The following is a 14,686-nucleotide window of genomic DNA, read 5'->3' on the forward strand; positions in this document are numbered from 1 at the left end:
CTGATCCGAACCAGCCCCAGGACCGCCCGTGAGCACCCCCCGCGCCGCCACCCCGTCGTCCCCGCCCGTCGTCTCCAGGGGCGGTGGCGGCAGCCCCCGCCGGTTCGGCTCGCTCGGGCCGGTGGGTCTGGTGCTGGCCGGAGGCGTCTCCGTGCAGTTCGGCGGCGCCCTCGCCGTGACCCTGATGCCCCGGGCCGGCGCGCTCGGCGTGGTGACGCTGCGACTGCTCGCGGCGGCGCTGGTCCTGCTGCTGGTCTGCCGCCCCCGGCTGCGGGGCCACTCGCGTACCGACTGGGGCACGGTGATCGTCTTCGGTATCACGATGGGCGCGATGAACGGCCTCTTCTACGAGGCCGTGGCCCGCATCCCGCTGGGCGCCGCCGTCACCCTCGAGGTCCTCGGCCCCCTCACCCTCTCCGTCCTGGCGTCCCGCCGCGCCGTCAACGCGGTCTGGGCCGGCCTGGCCCTCCTCGGCGTCTTCCTGCTCGGCGGCGGAGGCTTCGGCGACCTCGACCTGGTGGGCGCCGCCTTCGCGCTGGGCGCGGGAGTCATGTGGGCGGCCTACATCGTCTTCAGCGCGCGCACGGGCCGCCGCTTCCCCCAGGCGGACGGGCTGGCGCTGGCCATGGCGGTGGCGGCGCTGCTGTTCCTGCCGCTGGGCGTCGTCGAGTCGGGCGGCAGGCTCCTCGACCCGGTCACGGTCGCCCTGGGCTCAGCTGTCGCGATCCTCTCCTCCGTCCTGCCCTACACCCTCGAACTCCTCGCCCTGCGGCGCCTCCCCGCCCCCACCTTCGCCATCCTCATGAGCCTGGAACCGGCCATCGCCGCGACGGCCGGCTTCCTGATCCTCGGCCAGACCCTCGCGCCCCTGCAGGCCCTCGCCATCGCCCTGGTCGTCGCGGCGAGCATGGGCGCGGTAAGGACGCAGGTGGGGCGGCGCGAGGTGGTGGCGCCGGACGCATGAACGGGCGTAGGGGCCGGGCGGCCATCCGCTGGATCCGGCACATTCCTGATTGGGACAGAGCTGGACGGAAAGGCGACAGGGACAGGTACCGGCACAGACCTTCCGCCAGGAGGCCCCATGACGTCCGAGCGGGACACCACACACAAGCCTCTGAAGATCACGGCCCGCGGCAGGGCCGTCCTCGGTGACCCGCGGCTCAACCGCGGCACCGCGTTCACCGAGGAGGAACGCCGGGCTCTGGACCTGGTCGGCCTGGTGCCGCCGGGCGTGCTCACCCAGGACGAGCAGGCCGACCGCGCCTACGCCCAGTTCCGCGAGCAGCCGGACGACCTCGCCCGGAGCGTCAACCTGACCGCCCTGCACGACCGCAACGAGGTGCTGTTCTACCGGCTGGTCGGCGACCATCTCGAGGAGATGCTGCCCATCGTCTACACCCCGACCGTGGGCACCGCCATCAAGCGCTACAGCTACGAGTACCGGCGCCCGCGCGGGGTGTACCTGTCCGTCGACGCCCCCGACGACATCGAGCGTTCCCTGCGTGCCTCGGGCCTCGGCCCCGACGACGTCGACCTCGTCGTCGCCACCGACGGCGAGGCCATCCTCGGCATCGGCGACTGGGGCGTCGGCGGCATCGACATCGCCGTGGGCAAGCTCGCCGTCTACACGGCCGCCGCCGGTGTCGACCCGCGCCGCACCCTGGCCGTCATGCTCGACGTCGGCACCAACCGCCAGGAACTCCTCGACAACCCCCTCTACCTCGGCAACCGGCACCCCCGCGTCGACCGCGACGCCTACGACGCCTTCATCGACGCCTACGTCACCACCGCCGGCAAGCTCTTCCCCCGTGCCCTGCTGCACTGGGAGGACTTCGGCCTCACCAACGCCCGCCGCATCCTCAACCACTACCGCGACCACGTCTTCACCTTCAACGACGACATCCAGGGCACCGGCGCCGTCAACCTCGCCGCCGTCCTCTCCGGCGCCAAGGCCAGCGGCACGCCCCTGCGCGAGCACCGCATCGTCGTCTTCGGCGCGGGCAGCGCCGGCATCGGCATCGCCGACCAGCTCCACGACGCCCTGGTCTCGGAGGGCCTGCCGGCCGACGAGGCCACCGCCCGCTTCTGGTGCGTCGACCGCTACGGCCTGCTCACCGACGACCAGGGCGACAAGCTCCGCGACTTCCAGGTGCCCTTCGCCCGCCCCGCCGACGAGGTCTCCGACTGGCGGCGCGACGACGACCTGCCCGGCATCCCGCTCGACGAGGTCGTCCGCCGGGTCCGCCCCACCATCCTCATCGGCACCTCCGGCCAGGGCGGCGCCTTCACCGAGACCGTCGTCCGCGAGATGGCCGGGCACACGGACCGCCCGATCATCCTCCCGCTCTCCAACCCCACCGACCTGTCCGAGGCCAAGCCCGCCGACCTCCTCGCCTGGACCGACGGCAAGGCCCTGGTCGCCACGGGCAGCCCCTTCGACCCGGTGGAACACGGCGGCACGACGTATCACATCGGGCAGGCCAACAACGCCCTCATCTTCCCCGGACTCGGCCTCGGCGCGATCATCGCCCAGGCCACCCATGTCACCGACCGCATGCTGCGGGCCGCGGCGGACGCGGTCGCACGGCAGACGGACGTGACCGACCCGGGCGCGCCCGTACTCCCTCCCGTCCACGACCTGCGCGCCACCTCCGCGGCGGTCGCCGCCGCGGTGGCCACGGCAGCGGCGGAGGACGATGTCGCCCGGGCCGATCTCGACGACGTGGACGCGGCCGTGCGAGCGGTGATGTGGGCGCCGGTCTATCCGCCGATCGAGGCCGTCTGAGGGACAGACGCGGCACACGCGGCGAAGGCGGCGCACGCGGCCGGCACGGCGAACACGGCGAACGTGCCGTCTCGCCGGAGCATGAATTCATGCAAGCACGCTTGATTGTTTCTTCCCCCGCTGCCATGCTCCCGGCATGGCCGACCCGACGCCCGTGATCGATGACCTGTGTGCCGAGAGTGCTGAACTCGACTGGCTGGTAGCCGAGTTGACGCCCGAGCAGTGGGCCCTCACCACCCCCGCGCCCCGCTGGACCGTCGCCCACCAGATCGCTCACCTCGCCTGGACCGACCACTCCTCCCTGCTCGCCCTCACCGATCAGGACGCCTTCGCCCGCGAGGTCGAGAAGGCGCTGGCCGAGCCCGGGGACTTCGTGGACAACGGGGCGGAGGACGGGGCCGCCAAGCCTCCCGCGCAGTTGCTGGCGGACTGGCGGGCCGGGCGCGAGGCCCTGGCCCAGGCGCTGCGGGCGGCGCCCGCGCGGGCGCGTTTCCCCTGGTACGGGCCCCCTATGTCCGTCGCCTCGATGGCCACCGCCCGTTTGATGGAGACCTGGGCGCACGGTCTGGACATCGCGGACGCGCTGGGCGTGTCGCTTACCCCGACCGACCGGCTCCAGCACATCGCCCGCCTCGGCGTCCGCACCCGCGACTTCGCCTTCGGCGTGCATGGACTGCCCGTGCCGTTCGATGACTTCCGTGTCGAACTGGTCGCGCCTTCCGGCGAGTTGTGGACGTACGGCCCCGAGGAGGCCACCGACCGCGTCACCGGTCCCGCCCTCGACTTCTGCCTCCTCGTCACCCAGCGCGCGCACCGCGCCGACCTCGCCCTGCGCGCCGAGGGCCCCGACGCCGACCGCTGGCTGGACGTCGCCCAGGCCTTCGCGGGCCCGCCCGGCCCCGGCCGCACCCCGAAGGGCGGCACCGCGTGACCCTGCGCATAGGCAACGCCTCCGGCTTCTACGGCGACCGCTTCGACGCCATGCGCGAGATGCTCACCGGCGGCGAACTCGACGTACTCACCGGCGACTACCTCGCCGAGCTGACCATGCTCATCCTCGGCCGGGACCGCCTCAAGGACCCCGCCGCCGGTCACGCCCGCACGTTCCTCCGCCAGCTCGAGGAGTGCCTCGGCCTGGCCCATGAGCGCGGCGTGCGGATCGTCGCCAACGCGGGCGGGCTCAATCCCGCCGGACTCGCCGATGCCGTACGGCGATTGGCCGACCGCCTGGGCCTTCCCACGCGTGTCGCCCACGTCGAGGGCGACGACCTCAAGGGCCGGTATCCGGACAGCCTCACCGCCAACGCCTACTTCGGTGGCTTCGGTATCGCCGCCTGTCTGCGGGAAGGCGCCGACGTCGTCGTCACCGGGCGGGTCACCGACGCGGCTCTCGTCACCGGGCCGGCCGCCGCCCGCTTCGGCTGGCAGCCGGCGGACCACGACCGGCTCGCGGGCGCCGTCGTCGCCGGGCACGTCCTGGAGTGCGGGGCACAGGCCACCGGCGGAAACTACGCGTTCTTCGCCGGGTCCGGCCGGGACGTCCGCCGCCCCGGCTTCCCGCTCGCCGAGATCCACGAGGACGGCAGCTGCGTCATCACCAAGCACCCCGGCACCGGCGGTTTCGTCGACGTCGGCACGGTGACCGCCCAGCTGCTGTACGAGACGGGCGGCGCCCGGTACGCCGGACCCGACGTCACCGCCCGGCTGGACACCGTACGGCTCACCCAGGAAGGCCCGGACCGCGTCCGCATCGAGGGAGTGCGCGGCGAGGCCCCGTCCCCGACGCTCAAGGTCGGCCGCAACCGGCTCGGCGGCTTCCGCAACGAGGTCGTCTTCGTGCTCACGGGACTCGACATCGAGGCGAAGGCCGAGCTGGTGCGGGCGCAGCTGACCGACGCGCTCGCCAAGTCCCCGCCCGCCGGCATCCGATGGGAACTCGTCCGCACCGACCGCCCCGACGCCGACACCGAGGAGACGGCCAGTGCGCTGCTCCGGCTCGTCGTACGGGACCCGGACCAGGAGCTGGTGGGGCGGGCGCTCAGCGGAGCCGCCGTCGAGCTGGCCCTCGCGAGTTACCCCGGCTTCCATGTGCTCGCGCCACCCGGAAAGGGCGCGCCCTATGGGATCTTCGAGGATGCGTACGTCCCCCAGGATGCCGTCGACCATGTGGCCGTCCTCCACGACGGGCGCCGAATCCCCGTGCCCCCGGCCCACGACACCCTCGTACTCGACGACGTACCGCAGCCGCCCCCACCGGAACCCCTGCCCCCCGGCCCCACTCGACGCGCTCCCCTCGGACTCGTCGCCGGCGCCCGCAGCGGCGACAAGGGCGGCAACGCCAACGTCGGCGTCTGGGCGCCCACGGACGAGGCCTGGCGGTGGCTCGCGCACACGCTGACGGCCGACCGGTTCCGGGAGCTGATCCCCGAGAGCCGCGACCTGCCCGTCACCCGGCACGCCCTGCCCAACCTCCGCGCGCTCAACTTCGTCGTCGAGGGGCTCCTCGGCGAAGGGGTCGCCGCCCAGCACCGTTTCGATCCGCAGGCCAAGGCGCTCGGCGAGTGGCTGCGCTCCCGGCACCTGGACATCCCGGAGGCCCTCCTGTGACGGTCGTCCCGTCCGCCCTGGACACCAAGAGCCCCGACTACACGGCGAACCGCGAGGCCATGCTCGCCAAGCTCGCCGACCTGGACGCCGAGCACGCCAAGGCCCTCGCGGGCGGTGGCGAGAAGTACGTGCGGCGGCACCGCGAGCGGGGCAAGCTGCTCGCCCGGGAGCGGATCGAGCTGCTCCTCGACCCGGACACGCCGTTCCTGGAGCTGTCGCCGCTGGCCGCGTGGGGGAGTGAGTACACCGTCGGCGCCTCCCTCGTCACCGGCATCGGGGTCGTCGAGGGCGTGGAGTGCCTGATCACCGCCAACGACCCGACCGTGCGCGGCGGCGCCAGCAACCCGTGGAGCCTGAAGAAGGCCCTCCGCGCCAATGACATCGCGCTGGCCAACCGGCTGCCCTGCATCAGCCTGGTCGAGTCCGGGGGCGCGGACCTGCCCTCCCAGAAGGAGATCTTCATCCCCGGGGGCGCCATCTTCCGGGACCTGACCCGGCTGTCGGCCGCCGGAATCCCGACCGTCGCCGTCGTCTTCGGGAACTCCACCGCCGGTGGCGCCTACATCCCCGGCATGTCCGACCACGTGATCATGGTCAAGGAGCGGGCGAAGGTCTTCCTGGGCGGCCCGCCGCTGGTGAAGATGGCGACCGGGGAGGAGAGCGACGACGAGTCGCTGGGCGGCGCGGAGATGCACGCGCGCGTGTCGGGCCTCGCGGACTACTTCGCCGTCGACGAGCAGGACGCGCTGCGCCAGGCCCGGCGGGTGGTGGCCCGGCTCAACCACCGCAAGGCCCACCCCGACCCCGGCCCGGCCGAGCCCCCCGAGTACGACCCCGAGGAACTGCTCGGCATCGTCCCCGGTGATCTCAAGACCCCCTTCGACCCGCGCGAGGTCATCACCCGGCTCGTCGACGCCTCCGACTTCGACGAGTTCAAGCCGCTGTACGGGACGAGCCTGACGACCGGCTGGGCGGCCCTGCACGGCTATCCGGTGGGGATCCTGGCGAACGCGCAGGGGGTGCTGTTCAGCGCGGAGTCGCAGAAGGCGGCCCAGTTCATCCAGCTCGCCAACCAGCGCGACATCCCCCTCCTCTTCCTGCACAACACCACCGGCTACATGGTCGGCCGGGAGTACGAGCAGGGCGGGATCATCAAGCACGGCTCGATGATGATCAACGCGGTCAGCAACTCCCGCGTGCCGCACCTGTCCGTCCTCATGGGCGCCTCGTACGGTGCCGGGCACTACGGCATGTGCGGGCGCGCCTACGACCCGCGGTTCCTGTTCGCCTGGCCCAGCGCCAAGTCGGCCGTGATGGGCCCGCAGCAGCTCGCGGGCGTGCTGTCGATCGTCGCCCGCCAGTCGGCCGTAGCGAAGGGACAGCCGTACGACGAGGACGCGGACGCCGCGCTGCGCGCGATGGTGGAGCAGCAGATCGAGTCCGAGTCGCTGCCGATGTTCCTGTCCGGGCGGCTGTACGACGACGGCGTCATCGACCCCCGCGACACCCGCACCGTCCTCGGCCTGTGCCTGTCCGCGATCCACACGGCCGCCTACGAGGGCGCGCGCGGTGGGTTCGGCGTCTTCCGGATGTGAGGGACCACAAGTGATCACTTCTGTGCTCGTCGCCAACCGTGGCGAGATCGCCTGCCGTGTGTTCCGCACCTGCCGTGAGTGGGGAATCCGGACGGTCGCCGTGTACTCGGACCCCGACGAGAACGCCCTCCACGCGCGCGTGGCCGACACGGCCGTACGGCTGCCGGGCGCGGCGCCCGCCGAGACGTATCTGCGCGGCGACCTGATCGTGAAGGCCGCCGTCGCGGCCGGCGCCGACGCCGTGCACCCGGGGTACGGCTTCCTCTCCGAGAACGCCGACTTCGCGCGTGCCGTCCTGGACGCGGGCCTGGTGTGGATCGGGCCGCCGCCGCAGGCCATCGAGGCGATGGCGTCCAAGACACGCGCCAAGGAACTCATGGGCCTCGCACCCCTGGGCGAGGTCACCGAGGCCGACCTTCCGGTGCTGGTCAAGGCCGCGGCGGGCGGCGGCGGACGCGGGATGCGGGTCGTGCGGCGGCTCGCCGACCTGGACGCCGAACTGGCCGCCGCGCGCGCGGAGGCGGCGAGCGCCTTCGGGGACGGCGAGGTCTTCGTCGAGCCGTACGTGGAGCACGGGCGGCACGTCGAGGTGCAGATTCTCGCCGACACGCACGGCACGGTATGGACGCTCGGCACGCGTGACTGCTCCCTCCAGCGCCGCCACCAGAAGGTGATCGAGGAGGCTCCCGCACCGGGTTTGCATTCCAGACTCACCGACGAGCTGTACGAGATGGCGGTGCGCGCCGCCCGCTCCGTCTCCTACGCAGGAGCCGGAACCGTCGAGTTCCTGGTCGCCGACGGCAAGGCCCACTTCCTGGAGATGAACACCCGCCTCCAGGTCGAGCACCCCGTCACCGAGGCCGTGTTCGGCCTCGACCTCGTCGCCCTGCAGATCCGCGTCGCCGAGGGCCACGCCCTGGAGGCCGAGCCGCCCCCCGCGCGCGGCCACGCCGTCGAGGCCCGCCTCTATGCCGAGGACCCCGCCCGCGACTGGGCCCCGCAGACCGGCACCCTGCACCGCCTCGCCGTACCCGAGGGCGTCCGCCTCGACACCGGTTACACCGACGGCGACACGATCGGCGTCCACTACGACCCGATGCTCGCCAAGCTCGTCGCCCACGCCCCCACGCGCGCGGAGGCGATCCGCGCCCTCACCGGAGCACTGGACAGGGCGGCGATCCACGGCCCGGTCACCAACCGCGACCTCCTCGCCCGCTCCCTGCGGCACGAGGAGTTCACCACGGGCCGCATGGACACCGGCTTCTACGACCGCCACCTCGGCGCCCTCACCCCGCCCGTCCCCGACCCGTACGCCCCCCTGGCCGCCGCCCTCGCCGACGCCCACGGCCGCTCCCGCTTCGGCGGCTGGCGCAACCTTCCCTCGCAGCCGCAGACCAAGCGCTACCTGATGGCGGGCGAGGAGCACGAGGTCCGCTACCGGCACACACGGGACGGCCTGACCGCGGACGGGGTCCGGGTCGTGCACGCCGACGCGTGTCTCGTCGTACTCGAAGTGGACGGCGTGCGAAGGAAGTTCGAGGTGGCCCGGCACAGCGGCGACCAGGTCCACGTGGGCGCCACCGCCCTCACCGCCCTGCCCCGTTTCCCCGACCCCACCGCCCACCACGCCCCCGGCTCCCTCCTCGCTCCCATGCCCGGCACGGTCGTCCGCGTCGCCGAAGGACTCACCGAGGGGGCCGCCGTGACGGCCGGAGACCCGCTGATCTGGCTGGAGGCGATGAAGATGCAGCACCGCATCGCGGCACCGGCCACGGGCACGCTCACGGCCCTGCACGCCGCGCCCGGACAACAGGTGGAGGTCGGCGCGCTGCTCGCCGTCGTACAAGTCGCAGAGGTCGCACAGGTCGCACAGGAGGTTCAGGACAGTTGAGTACCACCCTGGAAACCAAGGAGCAGGGCGCCCTGCGGGCCGCCGTCGCCGCCCTCGGCAAGCGCTACGGCCGTGACTACATCACCCGCGTCGTCGCCGAGGGCGGCCACCCCGACGAACTCTGGTCGGAGGCCGCGGGGCTCGGCTACCTCGGCGTGAACCTCCCCGAGGAGTACGGCGGCGGAGGCGGCGGCATCACCGAACTCTCCCTCGTCCTCGAGGAACTCGGCGCCGCCGGCTGCCCCCTCCTCATGCTCGTCGTCTCCCCGGCCATCTGCGGAAACGTCATCGCCCGCTTCGGCACCGAGGAACAGAAACGCACCTGGCTCCCCGGACTCGCCGACGGCACCCGGCTCATGGCCTTCGGCATCACCGAACCCGACGCCGGATCCAACTCCCACCGCATCACCACCACCGCCCGCCGCGACGGCACCGACTGGCTCCTCACCGGCCGCAAGGTGTTCATCTCCGGCGTCGACCGGGCGGACGCCGTCCTGATCGTCGGCCGCACCGAAGACGCCCGTACCGGACGCCTCAAGCCCTGCCTGTTCATCGTCCCGCGCGACGCCGAAGGCTTCACCCGCCGGCCCATCGACATGGAACTGGCCGCCGCCGAGAAGCAGTTCGAGCTGGTCCTGGACGACGTACGGCTGCCCGCCGAAGCACTCGTCGGCGACGAGGACGCCGGGCTGCTCCAACTGTTCGCCGGACTCAACCCCGAACGGATCATGACGGCGGCGTTCGCGATCGGCATGGGCCGCTACGCGCTCGCCCGCGCCGTCGAGTACGCCCGCGACCGCACCGTCTGGAAAGCCCCCATCGGCTCCCACCAGGCCATCGCCCACCCCCTCGCCCAGGCCCACATCGACCTGGAACTGGCCCGCCTGATGACGCAGAAGGCCGCCCACCTCTACGACACCGGGGACGACGCCGGCGCCGGCGAGGCCGCCAACATGGCCAAGTACGCGGCCGGCGAGGCCTGCGTGAAGGCCGTCGACCAGTCCGTCCACACCCTCGGCGGGAACGGCCTCACCCGGGAATTCGGTCTCGCCTCCCTGATAACTGCCGCACGCGTGGCTCGTATTGCCCCGGTGAGCCGGGAGATGATTCTCAACTACGTCTCCCACCAGACCCTGGGCCTGCCCAAGTCGTACTGACCAGTCGTACCGGCTTGGCTCGGCGCGAGGAGGAACCATGTTCCGCAGCGAGTACGCAGACACACCGGCCGTCGAACTCCCCATCCACGAAGCCGTCCTGGGCCGCGCCGCCGAATTCGGCGGCCTGCCCGCCCTCATCGACGGCACCGACGGCACCACCCTCACCTACGAACAAGTCGACCGCTTCCACCGGCGCCTCGCCGCCGCCCTCGCCGACGCCGGGGTACGCAAGGGCGACATCCTCGCCCTGCACAGCCCCAACACCATCGCCTTCCCGACCGCCTTCTACGCCGCCACGCGCGCGGGTGCCACCGTCACCACCGTGCACCCGCTCGCCACGGCCGAGGAGTTCGCCAAACAGCTGCGGGACTCCGCCGCCCGCTGGATCATCACCGTCTCACCCCTGCTGGAGACCGCCCGCCGGGCCGCCGAACTCGCCGGGGGCATAGCGGAGATATTCGTCTGCGACACCGCGAGCGGACACCGCTCCCTCATCGACATGCTCGCCACGACCGCCCCCGAACCGGCCGTCGGCATCGACCCGGGCGAGGACATCGCCGCCCTGCCCTACTCCTCCGGCACCACCGGCATCCCCAAGGGCGTGATGCTCACCCACCGGCAGATCGCCACCAACCTCGCCCAGCTCGAACCCGCCGTCCCCGCCGGACCCGGCGACCGCATCCTCGCCGTACTGCCCTTCTTCCACATCTACGGCCTGACCGCCCTGATGAACGCACCCCTGCGCCAGGGCGCCACCGTCGTCGTCCTGCCCCGCTTCGAACTGGAGAGCTTCCTCGCGGCCATCCAGACCCACCGCATCACCGGCCTGTACGTGGCCCCGCCGATCGTGCTCGCCCTCGCCAAACATCCGGCCGTCGCCCGCTACGACCTGTCGTCGCTGAAGTACATCATCAGCGCCGCCGCACCCCTGGACGCGGCCCTCGCCGCCGCCTGCTCACAGCGCCTGGGCCTGCCACCGGTCGGCCAGGCCTACGGCATGACGGAACTCTCCCCGGGCACCCACGTCGTCCCCCTGGACGCCATGCGGGACGCGCCCCCCGGCACCGTCGGCAGGCTCATCGCCGGCACCGAGATGCGGATCGTGTCCCTCGACGACCCCGACAAGGACCTCGGCACCGGCGAACCCGGCGAGATCCTCATCCGCGGACCCCAGATCATGAAGGGCTACCTCAGGCGGCCCGACGCCACCGCCGCGATGATCGACCGCGACGGCTGGCTGCACACCGGCGACGTCGGACACGTCGACGAAGGCGGCTGGCTGTTCGTCGTCGACCGCGTGAAGGAACTCATCAAGTACAAGGGCTTCCAGGTCGCCCCGGCCGAACTCGAAGCCCTCCTCCTCACCCACCCCGGGATCGCGGACGCGGCCGTCGTCGGCGCCTACAACGACGAGGGCAACGAAATCCCGCACGCCTACGTCGTCCGCCAGCCCACCGCACCCGACCTCTCCGAGGGCGAGGTCACGATGTACGTCGCCGAACGCGTCGCCCCCTACAAACGCGTCCGCCGCGTCACCTTCATCGAAGGAGTCCCCCGGGCCGCCTCGGGCAAGATCCTCCGCCGCCGACTGCGGGAACTCCCGGCACCCCGGGAACCCCAGGACCTCAGGGAACTCACGGAGGAAGCATGACGCTGATCGCACGCACGCGCGCGCGTGGCATCGAGACACTCAGCCTCGACTCGCCGGACACCCGCAACACCCTGTCCGCCGCCCTCGTCGGCGAACTCGCCGACGCCCTCACCGACTGCGCCAAGGACACCGGCGTACGCGCCGTCGTCCTCACCCACACCGGCACCACCTTCTGCGCCGGCGCCGACCTGCGCGACCCTCCCCACCCCGACGCCCTGGTCACCCTGCTCCGGCAGATCGTCGAACTGCCCAAACCCGTCGTGGCCCGGATCGCCGGACACGTCCGCGCCGGCGGCCTCGGCCTGCTCGCCGCCTGCGACATCGCCGCCGCGTCCACCCACTCCGACTTCGCCTTCACCGAAGTACGCATCGGAGTCGCCCCCGCCGCCATCTCCCTCACCGTCCTGCCCCGCACGGACCCGCGCGCCCTGGCCCGCCACTACCTCACCGGCGAACGCTTCGACGCCACGGAAGCCGTACGGACCGGCCTGCTCACCGCGGCCGGCGACGACGTCGACGCCGTACTGGAACCCGTCCTGGACGGCCTGCGCCGCTCCTCCCCGCAAGGCCTCGCCGAGACGAAACAGCTGCTCACAGCTAGGGTGCTGGAAGCCTTCGACCGGGACGCGGCCGACCTCACCGCGCTCTCGGCCCGGCTGTTCTCCTCCCCGCAGGCCCGCGAGGGGATGACAGCCTTCCTGGAACGACGGGATCCCTCATGGGCTCTGTGAGCACAGACGAACAACACACCGGAACGCAATCCGAACGCACCGTCGAACGCGTCCCCAAACAGGACCGCAGCCGGGCCACCCGCCAGCGGCTCCTCCAGGCCGCCGTGGCCTGCCTAGCCGAACACGGCTGGGCGGGCTCCACGGTCTCCGTCGTCGCCGAACGCGCCGGAGTCTCCCGCGGCGCCGCCCAGCACCACTTCCGCACCCGCGAGGACCTCTTCACCGCCGCCGTCGAATACGTCGCCGAGGAACGCTCCACCGCCCTGCGCGCCCTCTTCCCCGAAGGCGCCACCGACCGCCGCGCCGTCGTCTCCGCCCTCGTCGACCTCTACACCGGCCCCCTCTTCCGCGCCGCCCTCCACCTCTGGGTCGCCGCCTGTGACGAGGACCAGCTCCGCCCCCGCGTCACGGAACTCGAAGCCCACGTCGGCCGCGAGACCCACCGCATCGCCGTGGACCTCCTGGGCGCCGACGAATCCCGCCCGGGCACCCGGGAAACCGTCCAGGGCCTCCTCGACATGGCCCGCGGCCTGGGCCTCGCCAACCTCCTCACCGACGACGGGGGGCGGCGGGAGCGGGTGGTGGGGCAGTGGGCGAAGGTACTGGACGAGGCACTGGGCTGACCCCGCAGTACCCTGTCCGCATAGCAACCTGCGGACTTCTACGACCCGGTCTTCGGCGAACGGGCACACCCGCACCTCAAGCTCGTGCGCTACCCGGGCAGCGCGGGCGGCTGCATCGACCAGAGTGTCGGCGCGCATAAGGACTACGGCTTCCTGACCCTGCTGTTGCAGGGGTCGCCACCAACGGCTGCCTGATCGCCACCAACCACCGCGTCGTCAGCCCGCCCCGCGCGACCGAGCGGTTCTCGGTGCCGTTCTTCTACAACCCGAAGCCTGGACGCGCGCGTGGAGCCGCTGCCCTTCCCGCACGCCTCCAGCGCGCCCGGCGTCACCGACGACCCGGCCAACCCGCCGTTCGCCGAGTACGGCTACAAGGAGCTGAAGGGCAAGCTCCGCGCCCACCCACCCGCCGGCCGCCGAACGGCATCACGCGGAGCTGCTCAGCCCCGCGCGACACCACCATGAAGCCGGCCGGGCCGGCCTCAGCGCGCGATGGCCCCGTAGCCCTCGATCTCCTGGGGGCCGCGCGAGCCCGGGCCCACATAGCGGGCGGAGGGGCGCACGAGCCGTCCCGTGCGCTTCTGCTCGAGGATGTGCGCCGACCAGCCGGCCGTACGGGCACAGGTGAACATCGACGTGAACATGTGCGCCGGGACCTCGGCGAAGTCCAGGATGATCGCCGCCCAGAACTCCACGTTCGTGGCCAGCACACGGTCCGGACGCCGGTTGTGCAGCTCCTCCAGGGCCGCCTTCTCCAGCGCTTCTGCGATCTCGAAACGGGGCGCGCCCAGCTCGCGGGCGGTACGGCGCAGCACACGCGCGCGTGGGTCCTCGGCCCGGTACACCCGGTGCCCGAAGCCCATCAGCCGCTCGCCCCGGTCCAGGGCGTGCCGGACGTAGGCCTCGGCGTCCCCGGTCCGTTCGATCTCCTCGATCATGTGCAGCACCCGGGAGGGCGCGCCGCCGTGCAGCGGCCCGGACATGGCGCCCACCGCGCCGGAGAGGGCGGCGGCCACGTCGGCGCCGGTGGAGGCGATGACGCGGGCGGTGAAGGTGGAGGCGTTCATGCCGTGCTCGGCGGCGGAGGTCCAGTAGGCGTCGACGGCGGCGACGTGCTTGGGGTCCGGCTCGCCCCGCCAGCGGATCATGAACCGCTCGACGACGGAGTGCGCCTTGTCGATCTCCCGCTGCGGCACCATGGGCAGCCCCTGGCCGCGCGCGGACTGGGCGACGTACGACAGGGCCATCACGGCGGCGCGGGCGAGGTCGTCGCGGGCCTGCTGCTCGTCGATGTCGAGGAGCGGTTTGAGGCCCCAGACGGGGGCGAGCATGGCCAGCGCGGACTGCACGTCGACGCGGATGTCGCCGGAGTGCACGGGGATGGGGAAGGGCTCGGCGGGCGGCAGGCCGGGGTTGAAGGCGCCGTCGACGAGCAGCCCCCAGACGTTCCCGAACGAGACGTGGCCGACCAGGTCCTCGATGTCGACGCCCCGGTACCGCAGGGCGCCGCCTTCCTTGTCCGGTTCGGCGATCTCCGTCTCGAACGCGATGACTCCTTCGAGCCCGGGTACGAAGTCGGACATCAGGCGGCTCCTTGTGAGGTGTGCGTGAGGTCTGCGGCGCATGAGCCGTCACGGTTCCACGGT

The 14,686-nt window shown here is 72.4% G+C and carries 11 protein-coding genes and 1 pseudogene; 11 read left to right on the forward strand and 1 reads right to left on the reverse strand.

Features of this window, described 5'->3' with window-relative positions; genetic code table 11:
• Nucleotides 1-28 precede the first annotated feature (28 nt).
• From ACH45E_RS19140 to ACH45E_RS19190, 11 genes and pseudogenes are all read left to right on the forward strand, one after another.
• Nucleotides 29-964, forward strand: a complete 936-nt coding sequence (locus ACH45E_RS19140; RefSeq protein WP_361442753.1) for an EamA family transporter — start codon at nt 29-31, stop codon at nt 962-964.
• A gap of 117 nt (nt 965-1,081) precedes the next feature.
• Nucleotides 1,082-2,785, forward strand: a complete 1,704-nt coding sequence (locus ACH45E_RS19145; protein WP_361442756.1) for an NAD-dependent malic enzyme — start codon at nt 1,082-1,084, stop codon at nt 2,783-2,785.
• 136 nt (nt 2,786-2,921) lie between these two features.
• Nucleotides 2,922-3,716, forward strand: a complete 795-nt coding sequence (locus ACH45E_RS19150; protein WP_361442759.1) for a TIGR03084 family metal-binding protein — start codon at nt 2,922-2,924, stop codon at nt 3,714-3,716.
• Nucleotides 3,713-5,392 carry an acyclic terpene utilization AtuA family protein gene (locus tag ACH45E_RS19155; RefSeq protein WP_361442762.1) on the forward strand — a complete coding sequence of 560 codons (1,680 nt, stop codon included), beginning with the start codon at nt 3,713-3,715 and terminating at the stop codon, nt 5,390-5,392. The genes ACH45E_RS19150 and ACH45E_RS19155 overlap by 4 nt, the downstream gene beginning before the upstream one ends.
• The gene (locus ACH45E_RS19160; RefSeq protein WP_361442765.1) at nt 5,389-6,987 is read left to right on the forward strand and encodes a carboxyl transferase domain-containing protein; all 1,599 of its coding nucleotides are present in this window, start codon (nt 5,389-5,391) and stop codon (nt 6,985-6,987) included. Before ACH45E_RS19155 ends, ACH45E_RS19160 begins: the two co-directional genes overlap by 4 nt.
• A 10-nt stretch (nt 6,988-6,997) precedes the next feature.
• Nucleotides 6,998-8,878 (forward strand): biotin carboxylase N-terminal domain-containing protein, encoded by a 1,881-nt coding sequence (locus ACH45E_RS19165; RefSeq protein ID WP_361442768.1) that lies wholly within the window; start codon nt 6,998-7,000, stop codon nt 8,876-8,878.
• Complete coding sequence (locus ACH45E_RS19170; protein WP_361442771.1) at nt 8,875-10,035, forward strand: acyl-CoA dehydrogenase family protein; 1,161 nt, start codon at nt 8,875-8,877, stop codon at nt 10,033-10,035. Before ACH45E_RS19165 ends, ACH45E_RS19170 begins: the two co-directional genes overlap by 4 nt.
• Nucleotides 10,036-10,072: 37 nt before the next feature.
• On the forward strand, nt 10,073-11,686 hold the full coding sequence (locus ACH45E_RS19175) for a 4-coumarate--CoA ligase family protein (protein WP_361442774.1): 1,614 nt from the start codon (nt 10,073-10,075) through the stop codon (nt 11,684-11,686).
• Nucleotides 11,683-12,417, forward strand: coding sequence for an enoyl-CoA hydratase family protein (locus ACH45E_RS19180; RefSeq protein ID WP_361442778.1), 735 nt, complete (start codon nt 11,683-11,685; stop codon nt 12,415-12,417). The genes ACH45E_RS19175 and ACH45E_RS19180 overlap by 4 nt, the downstream gene beginning before the upstream one ends.
• Nucleotides 12,405-13,040, forward strand: a complete 636-nt coding sequence (locus tag ACH45E_RS19185) for a TetR/AcrR family transcriptional regulator (protein WP_399041053.1) — start codon at nt 12,405-12,407, stop codon at nt 13,038-13,040. Before ACH45E_RS19180 ends, ACH45E_RS19185 begins: the two co-directional genes overlap by 13 nt.
• Before the next feature lie 27 nt (nt 13,041-13,067).
• Nucleotides 13,068-13,491: pseudogene (locus ACH45E_RS19190) on the forward strand (isopenicillin N synthase family oxygenase); the annotation flags it as partial.
• 31 nt (nt 13,492-13,522) lie between these two features.
• Here ACH45E_RS19190 and ACH45E_RS19195 read toward each other — a convergent pair.
• Nucleotides 13,523-14,623 (reverse strand): citrate synthase 2, encoded by a 1,101-nt coding sequence (locus ACH45E_RS19195; protein ID WP_361442784.1) that lies wholly within the window; start codon nt 14,621-14,623, stop codon nt 13,523-13,525.
• Between the last annotated feature and the right edge of the window lie 63 nt (nt 14,624-14,686).

This window comes from Streptomyces sp. NPDC020299 (assembly GCF_044387825.1).
In the GTDB taxonomy this organism is placed as follows: domain Bacteria; phylum Actinomycetota; class Actinomycetes; order Streptomycetales; family Streptomycetaceae; genus Streptomyces.

Excerpts from the sequence above, each read along its gene's own strand:
- ACH45E_RS19195 (WP_361442784.1), bottom strand. The coding sequence starts at position 14,623 with ATGTCCGACTTCGTACCCGGGCTCGAAGGAGTCATCGCGTTCGAGACG.
- ACH45E_RS19180 (WP_361442778.1), top strand. The coding sequence starts at position 11,683 with ATGACGCTGATCGCACGCACGCGCGCGCGTGGCATCGAGACACTCAGC.
- ACH45E_RS19145 (WP_361442756.1), top strand. The coding sequence starts at position 1,082 with ATGACGTCCGAGCGGGACACCACACACAAGCCTCTGAAGATCACGGCC.
- ACH45E_RS19150 (WP_361442759.1), top strand. The coding sequence starts at position 2,922 with ATGGCCGACCCGACGCCCGTGATCGATGACCTGTGTGCCGAGAGTGCT.
- ACH45E_RS19175 (WP_361442774.1), top strand. The coding sequence starts at position 10,073 with ATGTTCCGCAGCGAGTACGCAGACACACCGGCCGTCGAACTCCCCATC.
- ACH45E_RS19185 (WP_399041053.1), top strand. The coding sequence starts at position 12,405 with ATGGGCTCTGTGAGCACAGACGAACAACACACCGGAACGCAATCCGAA.